This window comes from Sphingopyxis panaciterrulae (assembly GCF_014199295.1).
Taxonomy (GTDB): domain Bacteria; phylum Pseudomonadota; class Alphaproteobacteria; order Sphingomonadales; family Sphingomonadaceae; genus Sphingopyxis; species Sphingopyxis panaciterrulae.
Window position 1 is genome coordinate 49,859 of the sequence record NZ_JACIJH010000007.1, and the last position, 22,508, is coordinate 72,366.

Here is a 22,508-nt window from a genome sequence, read left to right on the forward strand (position 1 = left end):
ACCGAAACGCGCCTATTCGCCCGGCGGCGTCCACAGGTCGTCGTTGCCCGCGCCGGTCACCGGATCGTCGAGCAGCGGCTCGCCGGTCATCGGGTCGACCCCGCGCATCGTGATCAGCGCCGTCATCAGCGCGACGCCGTCGCCCTGGTCGCCGTCGGGATCGGTTTCTTCCTCGATCACGTCCTGGACCGGAAAATCCAGTTCGGGATTGGCGAGAAAGGCGCAGGCGCCGCTGTTCAGGATTACGCAGCCGTTGAAGGTCGACCGCATGTCGAAGCCGCCTGCCGTCGGCACCGCGCCGTTGATCCGCAGCAGCGGGATGGCGTCGAGGCCGGTGACCTGGCCGTTCGGGCCGAGATGCACGCCGTTGAGGACGATCCGCGTCGTCGGCCCTTCAGTGGCCACGTCGAGCCCGCCGGCGCCGAAGCTGAGTCCGCGGCGTTGCCCGTAATCAGTACCGGTGCCGCTGTTCTGGACATAGAAGCCGCCGGTAACGCCGGCGGCAATGCCACCGGCATAGAGGGCGCCGTCGTCGCTGACGATCCCGTCATTCTGCGCCAGCCGGCTTTCGATCGCGTCGATCCCGCCCGCGGCGGCGACGTCGGCGATCGCGTCGAGCGTCGCGACGATCACGTCATCGGAGCGCAGGTTGAGCTGCCCCGCGGGCGTATCGGTATCGCCCGTGAGGCGCACCGACCCTTCGCCCAGCACGACTTCCAGCGCATCGCCGGCCGCCAGGGTCAGCGCATTGCCGTCGCCGAGCCCGGTCAGCGCCGCCGCGCCGACGACGCGCATCTTGCCGGGGGTGCTGATCGTCAGCGATCCGGTGGCGCCGAGGTTGGAACTCGCTCCGCCGCCGGTCATGGTGAAATCATCGACGATGACATCGGGCGCCGCGCTACTGCCGAGGCTGGCGATCGGTACGAAGAGGGCGCCGGGCGCCGAGGCGACGAAGGCACCATCTTCGGACGCGCGCTGCGGCGCGACGACCGTTACCTGATCGCCGAACAGGCGCGCCATCTCGTCGGCGTCGAGGTGATAGCCGTCGCGGTCGCCGGTGCCGCCGATATAGGTCGTCCGATTATCGGCTGCATTGCGTATCGCGAGCGTTTCGGTGACGCCTGCGGCGCCGACGCGCGCGTCGGACCCGATCGCAATATCGCTCGAGGCAAGGGAGATCGCGGTGCCGGTCACCGCGCCGTCGATGAAGATCGAACCGGCCGCGCTGGCGTCGAGGCTGCCCGCCGCCGCAACATCGCCCAGCGTCAGGAAGCCGGTCGTGGTCAGCCTCGCGTCGGCGGCGGTCAGGTCGCCGACCGCGAGCCGCTCGCCCGTGCCGGTGAAATCGGCAAGACCGGCGACGTCGGCCTGGGTCACGGTGAGTTCGCCGCTGACGTCGAGCACAGCGTCGCCGACATCGGTGGTCAGCGTCGCGAAATGGACGACGCCGCTGCCGCCGATCGCGATGCTGTCGCCTGCTGCGTTGATTGCGCCCTGCGAGGCGAGATTGGCGATAGTGATCGCGCCGTCGCTGCTGGCGAGGCTGGTGCGGCCCTGGCTGACCAGCGTGTCGACGCTGATTCCGTCGGTTCCGGCGAGGCTCAGCAGGCCGTCGCCCTGCATGGTGGCTTGCGCAATCGCGATCGCGCCGCCAGCGGTCAGCGCGATATCGCCATCGGCGGTGATCGTGCCGCCGTCGATATCGCCGTCGGCCGCGATCGTGACGTTGCGCGCGGCTGTCGGCGCGACGAGATAGACCGAACCGGCATCGAGGATGATATCGCGCGTCGCGGCGAGGGGGCCGGTCGCCGTGAGCGCGCCGGTCGCGCTCGCCCGGACATCGTTGCCGGCGGTCACGTCCGACAGGGCCGCGGTAGTGCCCGCGAGCAGCACCGCATCCCCGCCCGCGCTTGCGTTCGTCACCGACGCCGCCCCGCCTGCATCGACGTTCAGCCCGCCCGCCGCCACGCTGTCGGTCAGCGCGACGTTGCCGGCGGCGGCGATCCGGATATCGCCCGCGGTGGGCGCGAGGCTGCCCGAATCGATATAGCCGCCGCGCGCATTCGCCGATGCGGCGAGGTCGGCGTCCGAGGTCAGGGTGATATCGCCGCCCGCATCGAAAGCGCCGCCGATGTCGCCGGTTGCGGTAACGTCGATATTTCCGTCGAGTTGGGCGGTGCCGATGGTCGCGCCGCCGTTGGCTGCGGCGACCGTCAGCGACATGTCGCCCGTGACGCCGTCCACTGCGACGCTGCCGCCGGTCAGCGCGATCGAGCCGCCCGCGGCGATGGCGGTGCCGGCGATTGCGCCGCTGGCCTGCAGGTCGACACCGGCGCCGGCATTGAGCGCGTCGAAGGCGATTGACTGCGCCGAAGCCTGGATCGCGCCGCCCGCGGTCGCGGTGCCGAGATCAACATCATTGTCCGCGGTGACGAGGATGTTGCCGTCGGCGGCCAGTGTGCCGCCGTTGGCAGTGAAGCCCGTGACATCGGCGGTGAAATCGTCCGCCGCCTCGACCTGGCCGACGCCGAGGGTGCCGGCGAGCGTGACGCCGACGTTGCTGCCGACGTCATCGCCGCCGGCATTCTCATCGCTTGCCCGCATCGAGGCGACCGTCATGTCGCCGCTGCCGCCGATGGCGATGTCGTCGCCCGCGACCAGCCGGTTCAGCGTGCCGCCCGCCGTGGTGTCGATCAGGATGTCGCGGCCCGAAGTCAAAGTGCCGGTGGCGACGACGGAACCGGTCGAGGCGTCGAGTCGCAGGACGCCGCCGTTCGCGGTGACGTTGCCGACGGTTACGCTGCTGCCCTGAATCTGGACATCGCCGCCGGTCTGGATATCGCCGGTCAGGTTTGCCGCACCGGTCGCGCCGACGAAGAAACTGCCGGCCGTGTCGATGGTGCCGGTGCCCGTGATGCCGCCGTTGGTCGCGACGAGGGCGAGATCGCCACCCGTCGCATCGAGGCTGCCGACGGTGATCGACGTGCCCTCGGCGCGAAGGCCGAGGGCCGTCTCGACATCGCCAAGGGCTACGGCGCCGCCCGCCGTGATATCTCCGAAATTGCCGAGCGTCAGATCGCCCGTGGCGATGCCGCCGCTGGCGGTCAGGGTCGCCTGGCCGGCGGCGCTGACATTGCCCGTCGCGATGTCGCCGCCCGTGGCGGTGATGGTCAACTCCTGTCCCGCCGCGATCGCCTGCGCCGAAACCGCGCTTCCTTCGATTGCGGTGTCATTCGCCGAGGCGATGGGTCCGGTAAAGGCGACCGCCCCGCCGGCCGTCGCGACGATGTTGCTGCCGTCGCCGTCGTCGTCGAGCCCGGTGCCCGAACTGGTGGCCGCGCCGGCGATCAGCGTGCCGCCGGCACCGAGGTGGAGGTCGTCGCCGGCGTTGAGGTCGGCGACGGCGATATTGGTCGCGGCGTCGAGCGTCGCGTCGCGCCCCGCGGTCATCGCGCCGGTCGCGCCGATCGCACCGGTCGTGGCGGTCAGGTCGATGTCGGTCCCGGCGGTGATTGCACCGAGCGACAGGTCGCTGCCGCCGATATTGGTCGCGAGGCCCGATTGCAGCAGCCCGGTTCCGGTGACCGCGCCGCCTGCGACGACGGTCAGATTGTCGAACGCCGCGACGTCGCTTGCGGCGATCGTGGCGGGGCTGGAGAGCGCGATGTTCGACAGATCGGGCGCGCTGGTGACGATCTGGAGGACGGGGATTGGGTTCGAGCAGCAGGCCGCATAGACGAGGCTGCGGCCGTCGGCACCAGTGCCGGTCGTCGCGGCGTTATCGACGGACATCGTACCGGTTGAACTGACGGTCAGGTCGTCGCCGGCGCTGACGCCGGAAAGGGTAGTGGTCGTCCCGGCGAGCACGAACATGTCCTCGCCGGCGCCGCTGCCGATCACCGTGGTCGCACCGCCGCTGCGCACCGCGAACATCGTCGCGGCGCTGCTGTCCCTCAGCGTCGCATCGCCGTCCGCGTCGGCGAAGACAAGGCCTTCGGACAGGAAGCCGTTGCCATCGACATAGCCGCCGGCCGCATCGGCCTCGGCATTGATGTCGCCATCGGCGCCGAGGCGCACATTGCCGCCGGCGCGATAGGTGCCGGCAAGATTGGCGCCGGCCGAAACGCCGATGTCTCCATCGGCCTCGACCAGGCCGACCGAAGCGTTGCCGCTATTGGCAGTGATCGAGGCCGATCCGGTCGTCGCGATCGTTCCCGTGACATCGACACGGCCCCCGTTCAGCGCAACCGCGTCGCCGGAGGTGATGTCGCCTCCGGCGATGCCGTCGGTCGCGCCGAATCCGTCGGCGCGCAGCGATACGGTCGTTCCGGCATCGATCGCGTGGAAATCGATCGTCTGCCCGACGACGAAGACGAAGCCGCCTGCGGTTGAATTGCCGAGATCGACCGCGCCCGGCGCATTGATGGTGATATCGCCGCCGGTGATGATCGAATTGAGCCCGGTCGCGAAGCTGCCGACCGTGGCGGTGAAATCATCGTCCGCCTCGGCATGTTCGACCGTGGCGGCGCCGCTGCTATTCAGCGCGATATCGGCGCCGTGGAGGCGATCGACGCCGATGCCGCCGGCAGTGGAGGTCAGCGACAGGGGGCCGCCGGCGTCGATCAGGCTGCCGGCGCCGCCGCTGATACCGTTCGCCGCGGTCGCGTCGAGCGCGCCGTCGGCGTGGATCGTCGGCGCGGTGCCGCTGCGCGCATCATGGCGGATGTCGATCTCGTCGCCCGCGCCGATCGTCAGGTCCGCGCCGGCGCCGACACTGCCTGCGCCCTGGCCCTCGACGCCGACCGAGCCGTCGGTGGTCAGCGTCATCGCCCCGCCGGTCGCGATGCTGCCGCCCGCCGCGTTCAGAAAGATACCGCTCGCCGCGGCGGCGACATCGCCGTTCGTGGGATCGGCGGTGCCCAGCGCCTCGGCGTCGAGGCTGGCGAGGGTGAGATTGCCGCCGGAGCGCAGCTCGACGCGGCCGGCATTGTCGCCGTTCGCCCGGATGACCGTGTTGCCGAAGGTGAGGGCGCCGCCGCCCGTCGTCTCGACGATCACGCGTCCCCCGGTCGTTTCGCCCAGGGTTGCACCGCCGCCCGCGACGCCATCGACGACGATCTCGACCGGGTGGCCGTCGGACCCGATCGTGCCGCCGTCTACGACCAGATGGACCGTGCCGCCGTTGCCAGCACCACCGCCGCCGCTGTCGTTGCCCATCCCGCCACTGCCGCGGACGTTCTCGCCGAACGATACGGGATCGACGAAATCGACGCCGACCAGCGTCGCCGTCGCTCCATCGGCGGCCACGATCTCGATCGTGCCGCCGCTGCCATCGCCGCCATTGGCGCCATCGCCGCCCGTCCCCGTGGCGGCGAAATTGGACTCGGAAAGGGTGATGGCGGTGCCGCCAGCCTCGATACGCGACGTGCCGCCGACGGCGTTGCCGCCGTCGCCGCGCCCGCCAGAGGTGTCGAAGCCGGCGTCGCCGCCGCGCGCGGATGCATCGCTTTGGGCGCCGATCGGTCCCATATCGAATCCAGTCGTCAAAAGCTGGGCGATGCCGCCGCTGCCGTCGCCGCCGTCGCCGCCGACCATTCCGCCGCCGCCAAGACCGCCGGTGCCGGTGGCGCCGGCCGAAACCGTGCCCGACAAGGTGATGTCGGTGGCGAAATCGATCGTCGCGGTGCCGCCCGTGCCGACGCCGCCGACGCCGCCGACGCCGATGCCGGTCGCCGCGCCCGAACTGTTCGAATAGGTGCCCCCGTTGCCGCCGATACCCGCGGCCGTTGCGGACAGGTCGCCGGTGTTGAGCGTGCCCGACACGATATGAATCGCCGCCTGCCCGCCGCTGCCGTTGCCGCCCGCGCCGCCGTCGGCGGCGAAGGTGCCGAAAGAGCCGAGATCGCCGCCATTGGCGCCCTGGCCGGTGGCGTCCGCGGTCAGCGATTCGACGGTGACCACCGCGGTGCCGTCGAGATTGATCGTCGCGGTGCCGCCGACGCCATCGCCCCCGGCACCGGGGGGTACCGGATTGGCAGGATCTGCGTCGTCGCCCATCGTTGCGGCACCGCCGAGGCCGGTCGCCGACGCGGTGGTGGCGATGCTGGCCAGCGTGCCCCCGTTGAGGTTGATCGTCGCGCTGCCGCCGATGCCGGTTCCGGAGACCGTGCCGGCCTGACCGCCCTCGCCATTGGCGGAGACGGTCAGCAGATCGACATCGGCCGTGCCGCCGCTCTGCGTGAACGTCGCGGTGCCGCCGGTTCCGGTGCCGCTGCCCGGACCGACGCCGCCGCCGCCCGTCCCATTGGCGACAAGGTCGATCCGTCCCGCGGTGAGCGAGCCGCCCTGGATGTCGAGCGTCGCGCTGCCGCCTTCGCCATTCCCCGCGCCGCCGCCGCTCCCCATGCCTGGCAGCATTTCGAAGGCTGTCGCCGTGGCGCCGTCGACGCCGACGGTGAGTGTGTCGATCTGGATCGTACTGCCGTTCGTGGGGTCCGCGACGGTGCGGATCAGCACGCTGCCGCCGCGGCCGAGCGGGACGGTGTCGCCGCTGACGCCGGTATCTCCGCCGGATGTGCCGTCCGCCGACAGCTCGGCCAGCGCGGCGAAATTGATCGTTCCCGCATCGGCGATTAACTGGATCGTGCCACCGGTCGCGTCCGCCCCCCCCCCGCTGGCACCGCTTTGCGCGTCGGTCGAAAAGCTGCTGGACGCCGTGATGCTCGTCGCCTGGATCAGGCCGCCGTTTGACGCCAGCAGGTCGATCGTGCCGCCCTGGGCCGTCCCGCCCGCGCCGGTAACGTCTGTCACCATACCGGTGGCGAAGACGGAATAGCTGTCGGCCGCGATCGTCCCGCCATCGGCAATTAGGTCGATATTGCCTCCGGTTCCGCTGCCGGCTCCCAGCGGAAGGTCGCTGCCGCCCGACGAAAGGCTGCCGCCGCTGGCGTCGGCCGAAAGCTGATTGAGGATGGTGACCTGTCCGCCGCCCGTCGCGCGCAGCGTGATATCGCCCCCGGTCCCACTGCCGGTGATCTCGCTGACCGCTGGAAAGGCATAGGCAGAGAGTATGGCGCTGCTTTCGATCTGCAACAGCGATCCGCCCGCGACGCCGATGTCGATCGTGCCGCCCCGCGCATCGCCCGTCCGGCCGGTCGTCCCGCTCGGCGATACGGCAAAGCCGCTGGTGGCGACGGCTGAGGCGAAAAACTGATCGGCTTCGACGGTCGTGCCGCCATCGACCCCGATCGCGACGGTGCCGCCGGCCGCGTCGCCGCCGCGCGCGTTTTCGCCGCCGCCGGTGCTGGCGCCTGCGCCGCCGCCGTTGCCGGACGCGGAAAGATTCAGGAATCCGGGCAGGATCGACGATGTCTGATCGGCATCGACTTGCAACTCCGCGGTGCCGCCGGTGCCGTCGCCGCCCAGTGCCGAGACGAGGGAGCCATTGTTGCCGCCGCCCGTTCCGCCCGCGTCCACGATCGTGGCGCCCGTGGTATAGGAAATGGCATTGCCCGATATCGCGACGCTGGCCGTTCCGCCCTGGCCGTCGCCTGACGCGACATTGCCCGTCCCGCCTGTTCCGATCGCGTCGATATTCAGGGACCCGCTCACATCCAGCGCCGCACCGTCCCGAATGCCGATCGTAGCGGTGCCGCCGGTGCCGGCGCCGCCCTGATCGACCGCGGCGGTCGTGCCGCCGCCCGCATCGAACAGGCCGCCGCCGGTGCCGTTCGCCCGGACGGCGACGTCGCCCGCCTGCAGGGTGCTGCTGACGCCGGTGACATCGATACTGGCCATGCCGCCGGTGCCCGCGCCGCCGGCTCCGGCTCCGCCGATACCGCCCAGGGCGTTTGCGCTTATCAGCAGCGACGGGGTCTGCACGCTGCCGCCGCCGGTGATCGACAGGCTGGCCGATCCGCCGGTGGCATCGCCCGTCGCGGCGTCGAGTGCGCTGTCGCCGATGATCGATACATTGCCCAGCGCGCCGAAGGTGCCGCCGTTCACATTGACCGCAGCGGTTCCGGCTGTGCCCCCGGCGCCGCTCGCCTGGACAGCCAGGCTGCCGGTCGCGCTGACGATCTGGTCGGCGTTGACATTGATGGTCGCGCTGACGTCGCCGAGGAAGAGGCCGTCGCCCTCGACCTGGATGTGACCCAGGTGCGGCGGCGGAAGGAAGGAGCCGCCGGTCGCCGGGATCGTCGCCATCGGCTGGCCCAGGAAAGCTCCGCTGGCATGGGCGGTGGTGCTGCTGCGAAAGATGGTGTCGGTGACAGTGATGCTCGCCGCGGCGGCGCCCGCGGGCGCCGCCGCGATATCGCCTCCGACGATATTATAGCCGGCCGAGAGCACCACCGCGCCGTTGGGGTCGACCTGGGCCACGGCGGCGTCATAGCCGATCTGGCCCGACACCAGCATGGTCACCGCGTCGTTCTTGGGAACCGCGACCATATAGATGCGGTTCCGGTCGGTATCGTCCTGCACGTGCGCCGGGCCGCCGGTCGAGCCGCTGTGGACGATTGCCTCGCTCCCTGCAGCGCCGACCAGCACATTGATGTCGAACAGGCCGCCGTTAATGCGGATATCGGCCTGCTCGGCAGCGACATAGGCCGTCGATCCGTCGGCAGTCACCGCGCCGTTCTGGACGATGCGCGGCGCGACCATAGCGATATAGCTGCCGCCGGGATTACCCGGAATCGCGGCATTGATCGCGGCGCCCTGGGCGATCTCGATCGCCGGCGCGTTCGCCGCGCTGCTCGCCGTGCCGCGAAAGCGGATTTCGCCATTGGACCCGTAAAGTCCCCCGGTCGTGTCGATGGCGTTGCTGGTCAGCACCAGGTTGCCGACGTCGATGGTCGCGGTCGCGCCGATCAGCAGGCCGCCGGCGTTATAGAACCAGATGTTGCCGCCCTGCACATTGCCGCCCGTCGCAAAGGGCGATCCGACATAGCTGCTGACCGTGCCGTTGAGCGCGACCGGCCGCGCGGCGGCGGCGGGGCCGATGAAGCGGTTGAGGACGGTATAGTCGCCGGTGCCGTAGAATTCTAGATTGCTGATCGTCGGCAGGAAGTCGATCGGGCCGCCGCTGGGCGCCGTATCGTCCGGCGTCCAGTTGATGACCGTTTGCGCGCCGTTCACCGTGACCTGCGTGCTGTTCGGCGGCGCGCCGGGACCGAGCGGGCCGGGCGGTGAGATGGTGCCGCTGCCGATCGCGAACTCGCCCGTTCCAGCGACCTGCGCCAGCGCCGAACCACCGTGGGCGAGCGCGGTCATCGCCGCGGCGATCGCGCAGCCCTGGAGCAGGCGCTGCCGGGCGCGGATCGGCGGGCGGGAAGCGGTGGCACGCATGGCGGTCATCCTCGATACGAAGCTCATGGGTCAGCGCGCCCTCACGCCGAACTGGGTGGTCAGTGTCACCAGCAGGCGCGGGTCGGGCCGCCGGGCCAAGAGGTCGCGGCGGGTGAGGGGGGCGGCGAGCGTCACGTCGAGCCGCGCCGCATTGCCCCAGGCGATGCGGATGCCGCCGCCCGCCGAATAGAGCCGCTGTGGGTTGAGGCCGGCGAAGGTGCTGTCCTTATTCCGCACTGCCGCGGCATCCAGAAAGGCGAAGGGCTGGATCGCGAAGCTGTCGCGGTTGGCGGGGATCAGCGAGCCGTAGCGCGCCTCCAGCGCCACCGCGACGCCGCTATCGCCGATCACCGTGCCGGGATCGTAGCCGCGCCCGACGGTGAAGTTGCCGCCGGAAAATTCCTCATAGGACAGCAGCGGATCGCTCGCCCATTGCTCGCGCAGCGCCGCCGACAGCGTCACGTCGCGCACCGGCCGCCATTCGGCAGTGATGTTGGCGCGCAGCAGGAAGGCGTCGGGTTGGCCCTCGAGGCGCGACAGCGGCACGCGGCCGGGGGCGAAGCAGGCCAGGCCCGACGGCCCGCAATCGTCGCTGGCGCCAAGAGCGCTCAGACCCTTGCGCGCCTCGAACGACGTCGCGAGCGACCAGCGCGGCTCGGCGGGGCTGTAGCCGCCGCGTCCGGCGATCGAGGCGGCATCGATCCAGCCCGCGTCGGCGCGCAGGTTCACGACGCGCAGCCGGTCGCGATTGAGTTTGACGCCGCTGAGCGCGATATCCTGATCGATCAGGTCGAGCCCGCCGCCGACGGTCAATTGATGCGCCTGGGTCAGGACGACCGGATAGGAGGCAAAGAGGCTGACGACCTGGGTGTTCGACCTGATCGGCAGCCCGGTCAGGTCGGGCCGCGTCCAGGCGTAGGTATAGCTGCCGCCCAGCCGCAGGCCTTCGCCGCCGACGCGGAATTCGTGCGCGAGTTGGAGCACCTGCTGCTCGTCGGTGTCGGCGGTGGTATAGAAGCTGGCGGTGGTCATGTCGCCCATGCCGGTCAGCCCGGTGAAGCGCGCGCGCGCGATGCCGCCCCAGCGCCCGACGTCGTGCGATCCGAAATTCTGGATATTGGCGTCGAAGATCATGGGGATGCGGGTGACCACGACCTCGCCCACCACCTCGCCCGGATTGGTGCCGGGGCGTAGCGTCAGCCGCGCATCCATGCCGGGAATGTCGCGCGCAAGCAGCAGATAGCGTTCGGCATCGTTGATGTTGAATACCGGCGCGTCGTCGAGTCGCGACAAATAGCGTTGCAGCAAGCCTTCGTTGGTGCCTGCATCGCCGCGCACCTCGACCCGCGTCAGCCGCGCGGCGAGGATGTCGAGATGGACGATGCCGTCCTCGATCCGCTGCGGCGGCACGCGCACCGCGGCGAGATAGCCCTTGGCCCGCAGCACTGTCGCGGCGCGGTCGCGGATGTCGCAGACGACGGCGATCGGCAGCTCCTGTCCGACGCGATCGCGCCAGCTCGCGTCGAGCATGGCGGGGTCGATCCCCTCGACGCTGGAAAATTCCACCCCTCGCAGGGTGATGCGGACATTGGCGAACTCGGGGTTGGCAAGCGGGCAGGGCGCGCGCTCGATGCTGTCGTCGGCGGCGACCACCCGTTCGGGCGGCGGCGCGGCGGGGGGCAGGGTCGGGCGCTGGATCTCTTCGCGGGTCGGGATCTGCGGGGTCGCCTGCGCCGCAGCCACGGCGGGAAGCGCGGCGAGGACCGGAGCCAGCGCCGCACCGATCGAAAGCCGCGTGCGCCGGGCCGGTCGGCTGCTGCCGCAATCGTCCGTGTCGAAATCCCCTGATTGCCTCATCGCCACCCCTTGCGTGCTGCCGCGCGACCGGAGCCGCGAGCCTGATATCGCGCGCCGCCGGTCGGCGGGCGTCCGCGAATTTATCGACCCAAGGAAAGGACTTGCCGCTCGCCTGGCGGCTTCCTGCCATCATTATCAGATGGTACGGGTCGGTTCAATGGCGGCCGGCTCAGCCGCCCGCCGCCTCGTTTTCGGTCATCGCGTCGACCAGCCGGTCGAGCTGCGGCGTGCAGCCCTTCGCCATCAGCGTTTCTGCTGCGCCGTCGGCAGCGTCGGGCAGCGCGCCCAGCGCCGCGAAGCGCACCGTCACCGGTGCCGCGAGCCCCGCGCCCGACAGGCGATAGTCGACGCCATATTCGACCGGCAGCGTCTCGGCCGGCCATTTGCGGAAATTGGCGCCGGCGACGAAGGCCACCGTCTCGGTCTTCGTCCCCTGCTCGATCTTCAGGAGCTGGTCGCTTTCCATGTGCGGGCGCCACAGCATCAGTCGCGCCGGGTCGGCGACGCAGAAGGTGCCACCCTCGCGATAGTCGAGCAGCCACAGGTTGGGCGCGCGCATCTCGGCCGGTTCCGGCACGTCGGGCCCGCGAGAGAAGCCGCCGCGCGAGCGCATCGTCGGACCCTGCGCCAGCATCCGCGACACGGTGGAGCCCATTGTCTGGCTGCCCTGCACGCTGCCGCTGGCGCTGAAGGTGCCCGGCCCCGACAGGGTGCGGGTCTTGCCGGCCTGCATCAGCACGATCCGGTCGCCTGCCGCCAGGGTCAGCTTGTCGCTGGCCTTCAGCTTGGCGCCGGTCGGATATTTGCTCGCCGACGGGCCGGTCGAGCGGACGACCATCGACTGGGCGGCGGCGCTGCCGGCGACCGCGACCGCGATGACGGCGGCGACCGATGCCAGGGCACGGCGGCGCATCGACACGTCAGGACAGAACATAGCTTTCTCCTCTTTCGGTCTCGTTCAGGCGTTCCAGCAGGAACATCAAGGCTGGATCGTTAGCGAATTCGTCGCGCACCGCTGTGGCGCAGGTCACAAAGGCCGATTTTTCGCCCGCCGCATGCGCCGCGACCAGATCGGCGATCCGCGCGCGCTGCGCCGGGGTCAGGTCGGGGCGCGGGGTCAGGACGTCGACGGGCCGCGCCCGGCCGCGCAGCGTCACCCGGCCCATCGGCACCAGATCGTCGCGCCCGGCGCTCGCGGCGGCCTCGGCAGAGATCAATATGCCGGTCTTCAGGCTCTTGTTCGCCGATTCGAGGCGCGAGGCGGTGTTCATGCTGTCGCCGAGCGCGGTATACTGGATGCGGTCCTCGCCGCCGAAATTGCCGACGATCGCGTCGCCGACGTGCAGGCCGACGCGCGTCATGCCGATCGGCGGCACGCCCTCCGCCATGTCGGTGCGGAAGGTCTCACCCGCGCGCGACATGGCGATGGCGGCCGCCGCCGCCCGCTCGCCATCGTCGGGGCGGCTGAGCGGCGCGCCCCAGAAGGCGACGATGGCGTCGCCGACGAACTTGTCGATCGTCCCGCCATGGTCGAGCACGATGTCGGACAGGCGGTCGAGATATTCGTTGAGCAGCCGTGCGACCGTTTCCGGCGTCACCGCATGGCTGAGCTTGGTGAAGCCTTCGAGGTCGGTGAAGACGCAATAGATATTGCGTCGCTCGCCGTGCAGCGAAAGCTGGTCGGGGTCGCGCATGATCTGCGCTGCGACGTCGGCGGGCAGATATTTGCCCAGCGCCGACTGAGCGAAGGCGCGCTGGCGGGCGCCGATCGTCCGCGCCGCGGTGCCGACCGCGGCATAGCCGAACAGCCAGCCGAGCGCCCAGCCGAAGGCGGGCACCGTCGTCGTGTCGATGCCGTGCCCCTGCATCCAGAAGGGAAAGGCGAGGAAGAAGACGATCTGGGCGACGAAGGCGAGCGCGACCCAGCGCGCGCGTAGGTCGATCAGACTGGTCAGCCCGCCCGCCAGCACGACGGCGACGGCGAGCGCCCACAGCGCCGGGCCAGGGATCGGCGTCGTCCATGCGCCGTCGAGTTGCTGCGCGAGCATATGGGCGTGGACCTCCAGCCCGATCATCGTCTCGTGCCGACCGGTGACGGGGTCGATGAAGCGGCTGAGCGGGGTGTTGAACTGGTCGTAATCGATGATGTCGCCGCCGATCAGCACATAGCGTCCCTTGACCAGATCGGAAAAGCCCGCGCGCATGTCGGCATCCATCGGCATGGCGAAAGTATCGATCGGAATGTTCGCGAACACCGGTTCCTCTTGCCCCTTCGCGGCGCGGGCCGGGAGCAGGAAGCGGATATTGCCCTGGAAATCGGCGTGCGCCGCATCGACCGGGGCCAGCGCATTGGCCATCAGCGGCGGCAGCTCGGGCGGGCGGTCGGGCCAGGTGCGGATCACGCCATCGTCGTCGGTGCGGAACAGCACGCTGGTGGGCTTCGTGCGGTCGGTCGTTACCTCCTTGAGAAAGGACTGGAGGAATGTCTGCTGTTCGAAGAAGATGGCGTCGGGATTGCTCGACTGTTCGGCATAGGCGAGCCAGGTCGGCGTCCGCATCGCGCGAAGCTGATCCTTCAGCAGATCGTCGTCGGGGCGGGGCGAATCGAAGACGATGTCGATGCCGATCGCCTGCGCCCCCATCGCGTCGATATTCTCGAGCGCGCGCGCGAGGATGGTGCGGTCGAGCGGCGAGCGGATACCGGTGTTGAACAGCGTTTCGTCGTTATAGGTGATGAGCAGGACGCGCTTGTCCTGCCCAACGTGCGGCGCCATCGCGGTCGCGCGGGCGTCGTAGAGCGCGCGTTCGGCATCGCGGGTCAGCGGCAATTGCCAGCCGAGCCGGGCGATCAGCGCTGCGACGAGCAGGAACAGCAGCGTCCCGATCAGCCGCGCCGGGCCGAGCTGCGAGAGGAGCTGGCGGAGCCGCTTGCCGACTGGCACCCGCGCCGGCGCCTCCTCTGTCCTGTCGTCCCCCCTGGCCATCGGTTAGCCGCCGACGGCTTTCGTCGCTGCCGCGGCCGTCGTGGTTCCGTTGTGGAGCAGCGCCTGTGCGCCGTCGCCGACGATCGCGAAGCCCGCCCAATAATAGGGGTGCGAGGTCGCCTTGTCGTCCATCAGTTGCTGCTGCGTCGTCCACAGCGCATCGGCGATGCTTTCGCCCTCGCGCGCCGCGAACAGCCCGCCGATCAGTCGCTTGGTCGCGTCGAAATCGTCGGGCGCGGGCCAGTGGCTGGCGATGACCGAGCGGCCGCCGGCGCCGATGAAGGCGCGCACCAGCCCGTCGAGCGCATTGCCGCCGCCGCGCGCCACGCCCGCTTCGCGCGTCGCCGCGACCGAGGCCGCGCCGGCGGTATCGCATGCCGAGAGGATGACGAGATCGGCGTCGAGCTTGAGGTCGTAGATTTCCTGAAAGCTGAGCAGCCCGTCCGAATCGCCGCCGCCGAACGAGGTGACGAGCGCCGGGCGCGCCGGGCAGGCGGCGCGCGGCGCGGTGACGAGGCCGTGGGTCGCGAAGTGGATGATGCGATACTGATTCAGGTCGGCGCGATCCTTGACCGCGGTGTCGGTGAAGGCGGCGCCGGTCAGCAGCATCGCCGCGTCGGGGCTCATCGTCCGGCTGGCCGTCACCAGTTCGTCGGCGGAGACCGGCCGGTTCCACTGGCCGACGTCCCACCGGCAGTCGCCGTCGATGCTCCCCGCCAGCCCGCCGCGTGTGCCCACTGAGGGCAGCGCGCCGGTCACCGGCTGATTGTGGCCGAGGCCGAAATATTGGTGCGTCGCGCGCGACGGCGCCGCCTCGCGCGCGTTGCGGAAGGCGAGCGCCGACACCGAGGTGCTGGGGCGCACCGTCCGGCCGAGCCAGACGATCTGGCGCATGTCGAACGGATCCGCGTCGGGGTCGACCAGCCGCGCCTCATAATCGGCGAGCCCGCGGTCGGAGGTGACGAGCAGGTTGATCGGCAGCCGCAGCATCGCGCCGTCGGGCTCGAAGATCAGATGCGCGATGGTCGGCAGCCGGTCGGCGACCGGGCCGAAGAGCTGGGTATAGAGGTTGCGCGCAGTCGCGGCGTCGAAAGGATAGGTGACGCGCCGCCCGTTCTCGACCGTCGAGATAGTCAGGCGGATCGCGTCGACCGCGCGGTCGAGCCCCGCCGCGCTGACGTCGGCGCGCCAGACCCGCGCGTCCGACGGGCCGATCAGCATCGCATAGACGGCGTCGCCGACGACCAGCATCTTCAGATAGGCCTCGTCGCCGCGCAGCACCTGTTGCAGTTCGGCGAGATCGAGCTTGCCCGGCGCGACGACGCGATATTGCGGATAGGCGGCGAGCGCGGCGAGCGTTTCGGTCTGCTGCAGGCTCAGATTGTCGAGTCGGGTCTTGAGGTCGGCACGCAGCGCGCCGATCTCCGGCGTTTCGGGCATCTGCGCGAGCCGCGCATCCTCGATCCGCGCCCGCTCGATATCGCGGTCGAGATTGGTCGCCTGGCGGAACAATCGCGCGCCATCGTCGCTGCCGCTCGACAACTCGCGTGCGAGCAGCGCCTGCGTGTCGGCGACGCCGGGGCGCACCTGCAATTGGCTGGCGACGAAGAAATCGGCGACCGCCGATGGATCGCTCGCGGCGCGCTCGGCGAGTAGCCGGTAATAGGGCGCCATCATGTTCGCCATGCCTGTGGTCGATCGCTGCGCGCCGGCGAGCGTGTTCACGACCTCGCGATAGATGCCGAGGGCCTTGTCTGCCTGTCCCTGTCGGGTCAGGAAGGCGGCGTAGCGTGCCCGCGCCGAGGCGAGGGCGTTGGTCTCGGGATATTCGACCGCGAGCGCCGCGATCGACTCCTGAAAGCGCACGTCGGCCGCGGCGGTGTCGCCGAGCGCCTCCTCCGCCAGCGCAAGCTCGCCGAGCATCTGCGAGCGCAGGCGCACGATGGAGGTGACGCGCCCTTCGCGCACCGCGAGCGCGTCGGCGAGCCCCTCGATCTGCGCCGCCTTCGCCGCCTGCGCGTCGCCGCGCAGCCGCAGGGTGGTGCCCAGCAGGTGCGTCGCCTGTGCGTCGATGATCGTCGCTCGCTCGGCCGGGGTCAGTCGTTCCTCGTCCGATGTCTGCCGCACCGCGCGCGCGCTGGCGCCGCTGTTGATGCCCGCGACGATTTCGGGGGTCAGGGTGACGGCATCGCCCTCGACCGTGACCGCGCTGGTCAGCGGCGGGAGCGGCGTCTGCAATATCGCGGCGGCGCCGTCATAGTCCTGCTGGTTGAGCGCATGGATGGCGCGGAAATTGCGGCGCAGGCGCAGTTGCACCGGATCGCTCGTCGGCACCGCTTCGACCTCTGCGAACAGGCGGTCGGCTTCGGCGAATTCGCCGAGGTTCGATCTCTGCAGCGCGCGGTTCAGGGTGAATTCGCTGGGGTCGAGCCCCGCCATCTGCTTGTCGCCGAGCGCGCGCTGCGACAGCGCCGCAAAGAATTCGGCGGCATCGGCATAGTCGCCGGCATGGTTGCGGCGATAGCCTTCGGCCAGCGCCTTGTCGATGTCGATGGCCCCGGCGAGCGTGCGCGCGAAGCCGCTGTCGCCGCCCACAGAGGTAGTCGCGACCTTGATAACGCCGGGCACGACGGCGCGCCGCCGGATCGATTCGAGCGCGAGGGTCAGCGCGTCGTCATAGGCGGCAAAGCCTTCGGCGGTGTAGCTGGTGTCGCCGTCGGGCACGATCCGCGTGGTCCAGGCGACGCTGCTGCCCCTCACCGTGCAGGCGCCGGGAGCGGTGCAGACGATCGCGCCCTCGCGCCCGCGGTCGATCCGCGCCCGCGCCACCTGCGGGGTCGCGCGCAGCATCCGGACATATCCGACCGGCTGGCTCGCGTCGCGGCACAGGACCATCCAGGCGCGGTCGAACATCCCCTCGATGACGCTGTCGCGCACGGTCGCCCGCACTTCGCACAGCGCGCCGCCCTGGCTGCCGATCGCGAAACTGTCGCGCAGCGTCGGATCCTCGCTCTGCGCGCGCGCGGAAGCCGTCCCGCCCAGGGCGAGCGCGGCGAGGATCGGCATCAGCAAAGCCTGTCGAACGGACATCGGCGCAATCCCCCAAAATTCATGCTCGATGACGCCGTGCGGCGATCTTGCGGCACGGCGCAGTCTTACGGTGCTGCGGTGCGACCCATCCCGTTGCGGCGAACCCTAAACCCTTGAGCAGGGAAAGGGAAGTGATCTGCCGCACAGGCGGCTTGCGCCGCTGCGAGCGGCAACCTATCTGCGAGGGACAGGCTTTCCATCAGATGAGGACGAGATGAGCGCATTCGACGACCGCGGACGGGCCCATGAAGCAAAATTCGCCCGCGACCAGGAGGTGGAGTTTCGCATTACCGCGCGCCGCAACCGCCTGCTCGGCGAATGGGCGGCGGAACGCATGGGGCTGACGCCCGAGGAGACCGATGCCTATGCGAAGGCGGTCGTGCAGGCCGATTTCGAGGAAGCGGGCGACGAGGATGTGATCCGCAAGCTGGCGGGCGACCTGACCGCCGCCAATGTCGAGATCGGCGATGCCGAGATTCGCGCGATCCTGAACGAAAAGACCGCCGAAGCGCGCCGCCACTTCATCGACAGCCAGAATTGAGGCGTCGGTACCATGGCGATGCGTGAAGCGGAATTGCAGGCGATGATCGCGGCGGCCTTTCCCGGCGCCGAGGTGACGATCACCGACCTCGCCGGAGACGGCGACCATTATGCGGCGCATATCGTCAGCGAATCCTTTCGCGGATTGAGCCGCGTCGCGCAGCACAAGGCGGTCTATGCCGCGCTTGGCGGACGCATGGGCGGCGAACTTCATGCCTTGCAATTGACCACCGCCATCCCTTCATAGGAACCATTGATTATTGTCGGCGCGACTTGCGCCACCCGGAGACGAACCATGAGCGATCCCGCCGTCCACGACCGCATTGCCAAGCTGGTCGCCGATCATCCCGTCCTGCTGTTCATGAAGGGCACGCCGCTGTTTCCCCAGTGCGGCTTTTCCTCGCGCGCGGTCGCGATGCTCGACCGCCTCGGCGTCGAATATGACAGCGTCGACGTGCTGCAGGACATGGAAGTCCGTCAGGGCATCAAGGACTATTCCGACTGGCCGACGATCCCGCAGCTCTATGTGAAGGGCGAGTTCGTCGGCGGCTCCGACATCATGATGGAGATGTGGGAAGCCGGCGAACTGCATCAGTTGATGGACGGCATTCCTACCCGCACGGAGTGAGGCGGGCGCGTCGTGCGCCGCCTGCGAATTTCGGTTTATCGCGTCTTTGTCGCAGCTTGCGGGCAAGGCGAGGCGCGCGCGCGTTGGCTCGTCGGCCGAACCCTGTCATTATGGATGCGGCTGGGCATAGTGGTCCGGTTCAACAACCAGATAGGGTCTGAAGACTATGCGCAAACTTGCTATCGCTATGATCGCCGCCGCCGGTATCGCCGCGACGCCGGCTCTCGCCCAGGACCAGCAGACCGAGGGTACGCCCCCGGCCGAACAGGCTGAGCCGGCTCCGGCGCCCGATTCCACGACCGGCACGCCGACCGACGAATCGAAGGACGATGCCGACGATTCGAACACGGCGCCCACGACCGACACGACCGACGATTCGTCGGCGCAGCCTGCTCCGGCCCCGGAGCCGGCGCCCGAGGAACCGGCACCGCAGGGCTGAGCTCGAATATAGTGTCAGGAGAAAGGGCGGGATTTTTCCGCCCTTTTTTCATGTGCGCAAAGCAGCCGGGGGACGGGGCCGTTCGGCCGCTCCGTCCCCCATTTGCCTTCGGGGGGTAAGTGAGGCTTCCCGGTGAGGGCAGGGGACATCAGGGACCAGGCCGATGCCCCCCACCGCTCGTTTGAGCGGAACACTCGGGAACGTCCGATACCATACAAGCACCGTGCCAGATCGCGGCGGGCGGGCTTTGCGGCGCGATACGCTGGTTAGCGAGTCCTTGCCGGTCCGCCGATCTGTCAAATATTCCGACATGCGGCAGGTCGATTTCGTCGAAGCGCTTGCGACGGGCGGGCGTACTTGTGAAGCAGGCCCAAAGCGGATCCGGGAGACGGCATGGAGCGCCTTGACTGCCATGGGCAATTCCCGCATCGACTCCCCGGAGACAGGATCGATGTTCGGGAGAGGCTAGTCATTTCCACGCAAGTTCGAGCGGGCGCGGCGACTTCGGCGCCGCTGGTTCGCGCCAATGAAATCCTGCTCTATCTTCTCTTCGCCAGCGCCTTCGTGCTCGGTGGCAGTTCGGGTGATGCGAGCCTGCGCATCTTCCTGATCTGCGTGGCGGCGTCGGCCAGCTTGTCGGTTGCCCTCGCCGCAGGAGCCTGGGGCGCAGTTCGGAAACTGCCGATTTTGCTGCGTATCGCGCTGTTCCTGATCCCCCTGGTGCCGCTGCTTCAACTCATTCCGCTTCCGCCGGGGTTGTGGGACGCGCTGCCCGGTCGCGAGGTTCCGAAAGCCGTCTTCGCCCTGGTCGGGGTCGAAGGGCAGTCGCATCCGCTCAGCTTGACCCCGGCGGCGACATGGCTCGCGTTGCTGATGCTCCTGCCGCCCTACGCCGCCTTTTTCGCGGCGTCGCTTCTCGACGATCGCGGCCGGCAACGATGCGTTGGCCTATTCCTGGCGCTTGTCGTTCTCTCGGTTCTCGTCGGTGTGATCCAGGTCGGTAGCGCCGGCGGAGCCCTCAACTTCTATAACAGCGCGCACCGGGGCAACCTGATCGGCTTCTTCGCCAATCGCAACCACGAAGGCGTGGTGCTCGCGATCACGGCGGTCTTCAGCATCGCCTTCGTCAACGCCCGCGCGCCGTCGCGACAATCGGCGATCGCCTGGTCGGCCGTCCTGACGATCACCCTGCTCGCCGCGGTCATCGGCACCATTTCGCGCGCCGCGCTCGGGCTGACGCTGCTCGGCCTTTTCGCGTCGATCTCCCTCTATCTCGTTGGCGGGCAGGGCAAGCGACGTCTGTGGCTCCTCGCTACGTCGGCGGTCGTCTTGGCGGCCATGATCTATTTCTTCAGTTTCAGCACGGTCGTCGCAAACGCCCTCGCACGCTTCAACGATGTGGCCGAAAATGGCCGCAGCGAAATCTGGCACAATAGCTGGCCGCTCGTCGGGCAATATTTCCCGTGGGGCAGCGGCCTCGGCAGCTTCGTGTCCGTCTATGCTGCGCGCGAGCCGCTCGATCAGGTTAGCATCTATTATGTCAACAGCCCGCACGACGAATATCTGGGGCTGTTGATCGAAACGGGAATCCCGGGGATACTGGTTCTCGCCTTGTTCGCCGCTGCGCTGGTTGTGCGGGGAATCGGGCTGGTGCGCGATCCGGCGAGCGGCGGCACCTATGCCATTCCAGCCGGGCTTTCCATCGGCCTGATCGCCCTGCACTCGATCGTCGATTATCCGCTGCGAACCCCGACGGGGATCGTCCTTTTCGCGATTCTTCTCGTGCTTTTCTACTCAGGCCCCTCGGGGAGGAAGCGGGTGCGGGTCCGCGCGAACGATGTCGGCGCGGAGGGATAGGATCATGGCACGCATCATCGCTTCAGGACTGCTTTTCGTCGCGCTGCTGGCGTTCACCTTGTTCGCCTTCACGCAGCAGCGCGCCGAGCGGATTGCCGCGCAGCCCGGCTGGGCGCTGACCGCGATCGAGGACGTCGACATTCCGCCCGCCACCGCAGCCCAGGCGCGCGGCATCCTTGCGCGACGGCCGCTGAATCAGCCGGTCCTTAACCTGCTATTCGCGGTCGAATCGCGGGGCGACCTCGATCCCGCGCGCCGCGAAACCTTCATCGACACGATCAAGGCGCTCGGCTGGCGCGACACGCCCAGCCAGCAGAATCTGATCGTCGAGACGCTGCGCGACGGCGATCCGCGCGAAGCAGTGATGCGCGCCGATGCGCTGCTGCGCCGCGGCAAGCTGGCTTCGAACATCATTGCGGTGCTGGCGCAGATCGAAATCTATCCCCAGGCGGCGGACCTGTTGATCGAACGGCTCGACAAGCAACCGACATGGCGCAAGCGTTATTTCTCTTATTCGGGCACGCTGAGCAATCCGGCGTTGCTGGACGCACGCATCCAGCTCCTCGACAAGATGCTGGCCAAGGGCATGACCCTGAGCCGGTCGGACCTGAAAGCTTCACTCGACGCCATGGTGCGCGCGGGAAGGCAGGGAGAGGCGGTGCGTATCGCCATGGCCGCCAACCCCTCGGGAAGCGCGGGCACGTTGATCTATGATCCCGATTTCTCGAGGTTCGCCGCCCTGACGTCGCGCGATCGCGACAATGTCCTGCCCTTCGAATGGTCGCTCGCCAGCCGCCCGGGCATTTCGGTCATGATCGTCCCGCGGTCCGATGCCGGTCAGTTGCAGATCCGGTGGAACGGCATGGGCGCGCCGGTCATCGCGCATACGATGACCATGCTGCGCGAAGGGGCGCAGCCGCGGCTCGAGGTCCGCGTCGAAGGGGTCGATGCACTGAACGGCCTCGACAGCTTCGGGTTCAGTCTCGCCTGCCGCGGCAAGGGGGCCGTGGCGTTCGAACAGTCGCGGGCGCCAAGCAAGGACAATGTGGTCGGCTTCACCGCCTCGGTGCCGGTAATGTGCGATTATCCCGAATTCACCATCCTCGGCCGACCGCAGGCGGCCGACCGGGAAGCGGAAACGGCGATCGACTCGATCCGGCTGTCGACTTCGTAGCGCGGTTCGGGGGCTTCAGTCGCTGAACGGGTCTCGGATCAGGATGGTGTCCTCGCGTTCGGGGCTGGTCGATACCAGTGCGATCGGGGTCTCGATGAGTTCCTGCACGCGCTGGATATATTTGATCGCCTGCGCCGGCAGGTCGGCATAGCTGCGCGCGCCCGCGGTCGATTCGCTCCAGCCGTCCATTTCCTCGTAGATCGGTTCGACCGCGGCCTGGTCGGCGGCATGACTGGGGAAATAGTCGAGAATCTTGCCGCGCAGGCGATAGCCGGTGCAGATGCGGATCGTCTCGAACCCGTCGAGCACGTCGAGCTTGGTCAGCGCGATGCCGGTGACGCCCGACACGGCGCAGCTCTGGCGCACCAGCACCGCGTCGAACCAGCCGCAGCGGCGCTTGCGCCCGGTCACGGTGCCGAATTCATGCCCGCGCTCGCCGAGCTGTTGCCCGGTCTCGTCGTCGAGTTCGGTGGGGAAGGGGCCGCTGCCGACGCGCGTCGTATAGGCCTTGGCGATGCCGAGCACGAAGCCGACCGCCGAGGGGCCGAGGCCCGAGCCCGCCGCGGCGGTTGGTCGCGCGATCCACGACGTTCC

Annotated in this window: 11 protein-coding genes and 1 pseudogene; 6 read left to right on the forward strand and 6 right to left on the reverse strand. The window is 69.1% G+C overall.

The window, feature by feature from the left end:
* Nucleotides 1-12: 12 nt before the first annotated feature.
* The 5 genes from FHR21_RS11635 to FHR21_RS11655 all read right to left on the reverse strand — a co-directional run bounded on the left by FHR21_RS11635 (nucleotide 13) and on the right by FHR21_RS11655 (nucleotide 17,276).
* Entirely contained in the window at nucleotides 13-9,345 is a 9,333-nt protein-coding gene (locus tag FHR21_RS11635) for a beta strand repeat-containing protein (protein WP_184098442.1), read from the reverse strand.
* Nucleotides 9,346-9,375: 30 nt separating this feature from the next.
* On the reverse strand, nucleotides 9,376-11,202 hold the full coding sequence (locus tag FHR21_RS11640; RefSeq protein WP_184098444.1) for a ShlB/FhaC/HecB family hemolysin secretion/activation protein: 1,827 nt from the start codon (nucleotides 11,200-11,202) through the stop codon (nucleotides 9,376-9,378).
* Nucleotides 11,203-11,371: 169 nt separating this feature from the next.
* The gene (locus tag FHR21_RS11645; protein ID WP_184098446.1) at nucleotides 11,372-12,136 is read right to left on the reverse strand and encodes a hypothetical protein; all 765 of its coding nucleotides are present in this window, start codon (nucleotides 12,134-12,136) and stop codon (nucleotides 11,372-11,374) included.
* The gene (locus FHR21_RS11650; RefSeq protein ID WP_184098448.1) at nucleotides 12,123-14,186 is read right to left on the reverse strand and encodes an adenylate/guanylate cyclase domain-containing protein; all 2,064 of its coding nucleotides are present in this window, start codon (nucleotides 14,184-14,186) and stop codon (nucleotides 12,123-12,125) included. Before FHR21_RS11650 ends, FHR21_RS11645 begins: the two co-directional genes overlap by 14 nt.
* 3 nt (nucleotides 14,187-14,189) lie before the next feature.
* A complete protein-coding gene (locus FHR21_RS11655; protein WP_184098450.1) occupies nucleotides 14,190-17,276 on the reverse strand; it encodes a CHAT domain-containing protein in 3,087 nt (1,028 codons plus the stop codon).
* A gap of 214 nt (nucleotides 17,277-17,490) precedes the next feature.
* Here FHR21_RS11655 and FHR21_RS11660 point away from each other — a divergent pair, with 214 nt between their 5' ends.
* From FHR21_RS11660 to FHR21_RS11685, 6 genes are all read left to right on the forward strand, one after another.
* Nucleotides 17,491-17,817 carry a DUF1476 domain-containing protein gene (locus FHR21_RS11660; protein ID WP_184098452.1) on the forward strand — a complete coding sequence of 109 codons (327 nt, stop codon included), beginning with the start codon at nucleotides 17,491-17,493 and terminating at the stop codon, nucleotides 17,815-17,817.
* A gap of 12 nt (nucleotides 17,818-17,829) precedes the next feature.
* A complete protein-coding gene (locus tag FHR21_RS11665) occupies nucleotides 17,830-18,063 on the forward strand; it encodes a BolA/IbaG family iron-sulfur metabolism protein (RefSeq protein WP_184098455.1) in 234 nt (77 codons plus the stop codon).
* Between the two features lie 48 nt (nucleotides 18,064-18,111).
* Nucleotides 18,112-18,444, forward strand: a complete 333-nt coding sequence (gene grxD, locus FHR21_RS11670) for a Grx4 family monothiol glutaredoxin (protein WP_184098457.1) — start codon at nucleotides 18,112-18,114, stop codon at nucleotides 18,442-18,444.
* A gap of 166 nt (nucleotides 18,445-18,610) precedes the next feature.
* Entirely contained in the window at nucleotides 18,611-18,883 is a 273-nt protein-coding gene (locus FHR21_RS11675; RefSeq protein ID WP_184098459.1) for a hypothetical protein, read from the forward strand.
* Between the two features lie 393 nt (nucleotides 18,884-19,276).
* Nucleotides 19,277-20,740, forward strand: a complete 1,464-nt coding sequence (locus FHR21_RS11680; RefSeq protein WP_184098461.1) for an O-antigen ligase family protein — start codon at nucleotides 19,277-19,279, stop codon at nucleotides 20,738-20,740.
* Nucleotides 20,741-20,744: 4 nt separating this feature from the next.
* A complete protein-coding gene (locus tag FHR21_RS11685) occupies nucleotides 20,745-21,914 on the forward strand; it encodes a hypothetical protein (protein ID WP_184098463.1) in 1,170 nt (389 codons plus the stop codon).
* Nucleotides 21,915-21,929: 15 nt separating this feature from the next.
* On the opposite strand, the pseudogene FHR21_RS11690 reads toward FHR21_RS11685, so the two are convergent.
* Nucleotides 21,930-22,484, reverse strand: a pseudogene (locus tag FHR21_RS11690) (adenylosuccinate synthetase); the annotation flags it as partial.
* Nucleotides 22,485-22,508 lie beyond the last annotated feature (24 nt).

Bases quoted from the DNA above. Each gene is read 5' to 3' on its own strand.
- FHR21_RS11680 (WP_184098461.1), top strand. From the start codon at position 19,277: ATGGAGCGCCTTGACTGCCATGGGCAATTCCCGCATCGACTCCCCGGA.
- FHR21_RS11645 (WP_184098446.1), bottom strand. From the start codon at position 12,136: ATGTTCTGTCCTGACGTGTCGATGCGCCGCCGTGCCCTGGCATCGGTC.
- FHR21_RS11660 (WP_184098452.1), top strand. From the start codon at position 17,491: ATGAGCGCATTCGACGACCGCGGACGGGCCCATGAAGCAAAATTCGCC.
- FHR21_RS11650 (WP_184098448.1), bottom strand. From the start codon at position 14,186: ATGGCCAGGGGGGACGACAGGACAGAGGAGGCGCCGGCGCGGGTGCCA.
- FHR21_RS11635 (WP_184098442.1), bottom strand. From the start codon at position 9,345: ATGCGTGCCACCGCTTCCCGCCCGCCGATCCGCGCCCGGCAGCGCCTG.
- FHR21_RS11655 (WP_184098450.1), bottom strand. From the start codon at position 17,276: ATGTCCGTTCGACAGGCTTTGCTGATGCCGATCCTCGCCGCGCTCGCC.
- FHR21_RS11665 (WP_184098455.1), top strand. From the start codon at position 17,830: ATGGCGATGCGTGAAGCGGAATTGCAGGCGATGATCGCGGCGGCCTTT.
- FHR21_RS11640 (WP_184098444.1), bottom strand. From the start codon at position 11,202: ATGAGGCAATCAGGGGATTTCGACACGGACGATTGCGGCAGCAGCCGA.
- FHR21_RS11675 (WP_184098459.1), top strand. From the start codon at position 18,611: ATGCGCAAACTTGCTATCGCTATGATCGCCGCCGCCGGTATCGCCGCG.
- grxD (WP_184098457.1), top strand. From the start codon at position 18,112: ATGAGCGATCCCGCCGTCCACGACCGCATTGCCAAGCTGGTCGCCGAT.
- FHR21_RS11685 (WP_184098463.1), top strand. From the start codon at position 20,745: ATGGCACGCATCATCGCTTCAGGACTGCTTTTCGTCGCGCTGCTGGCG.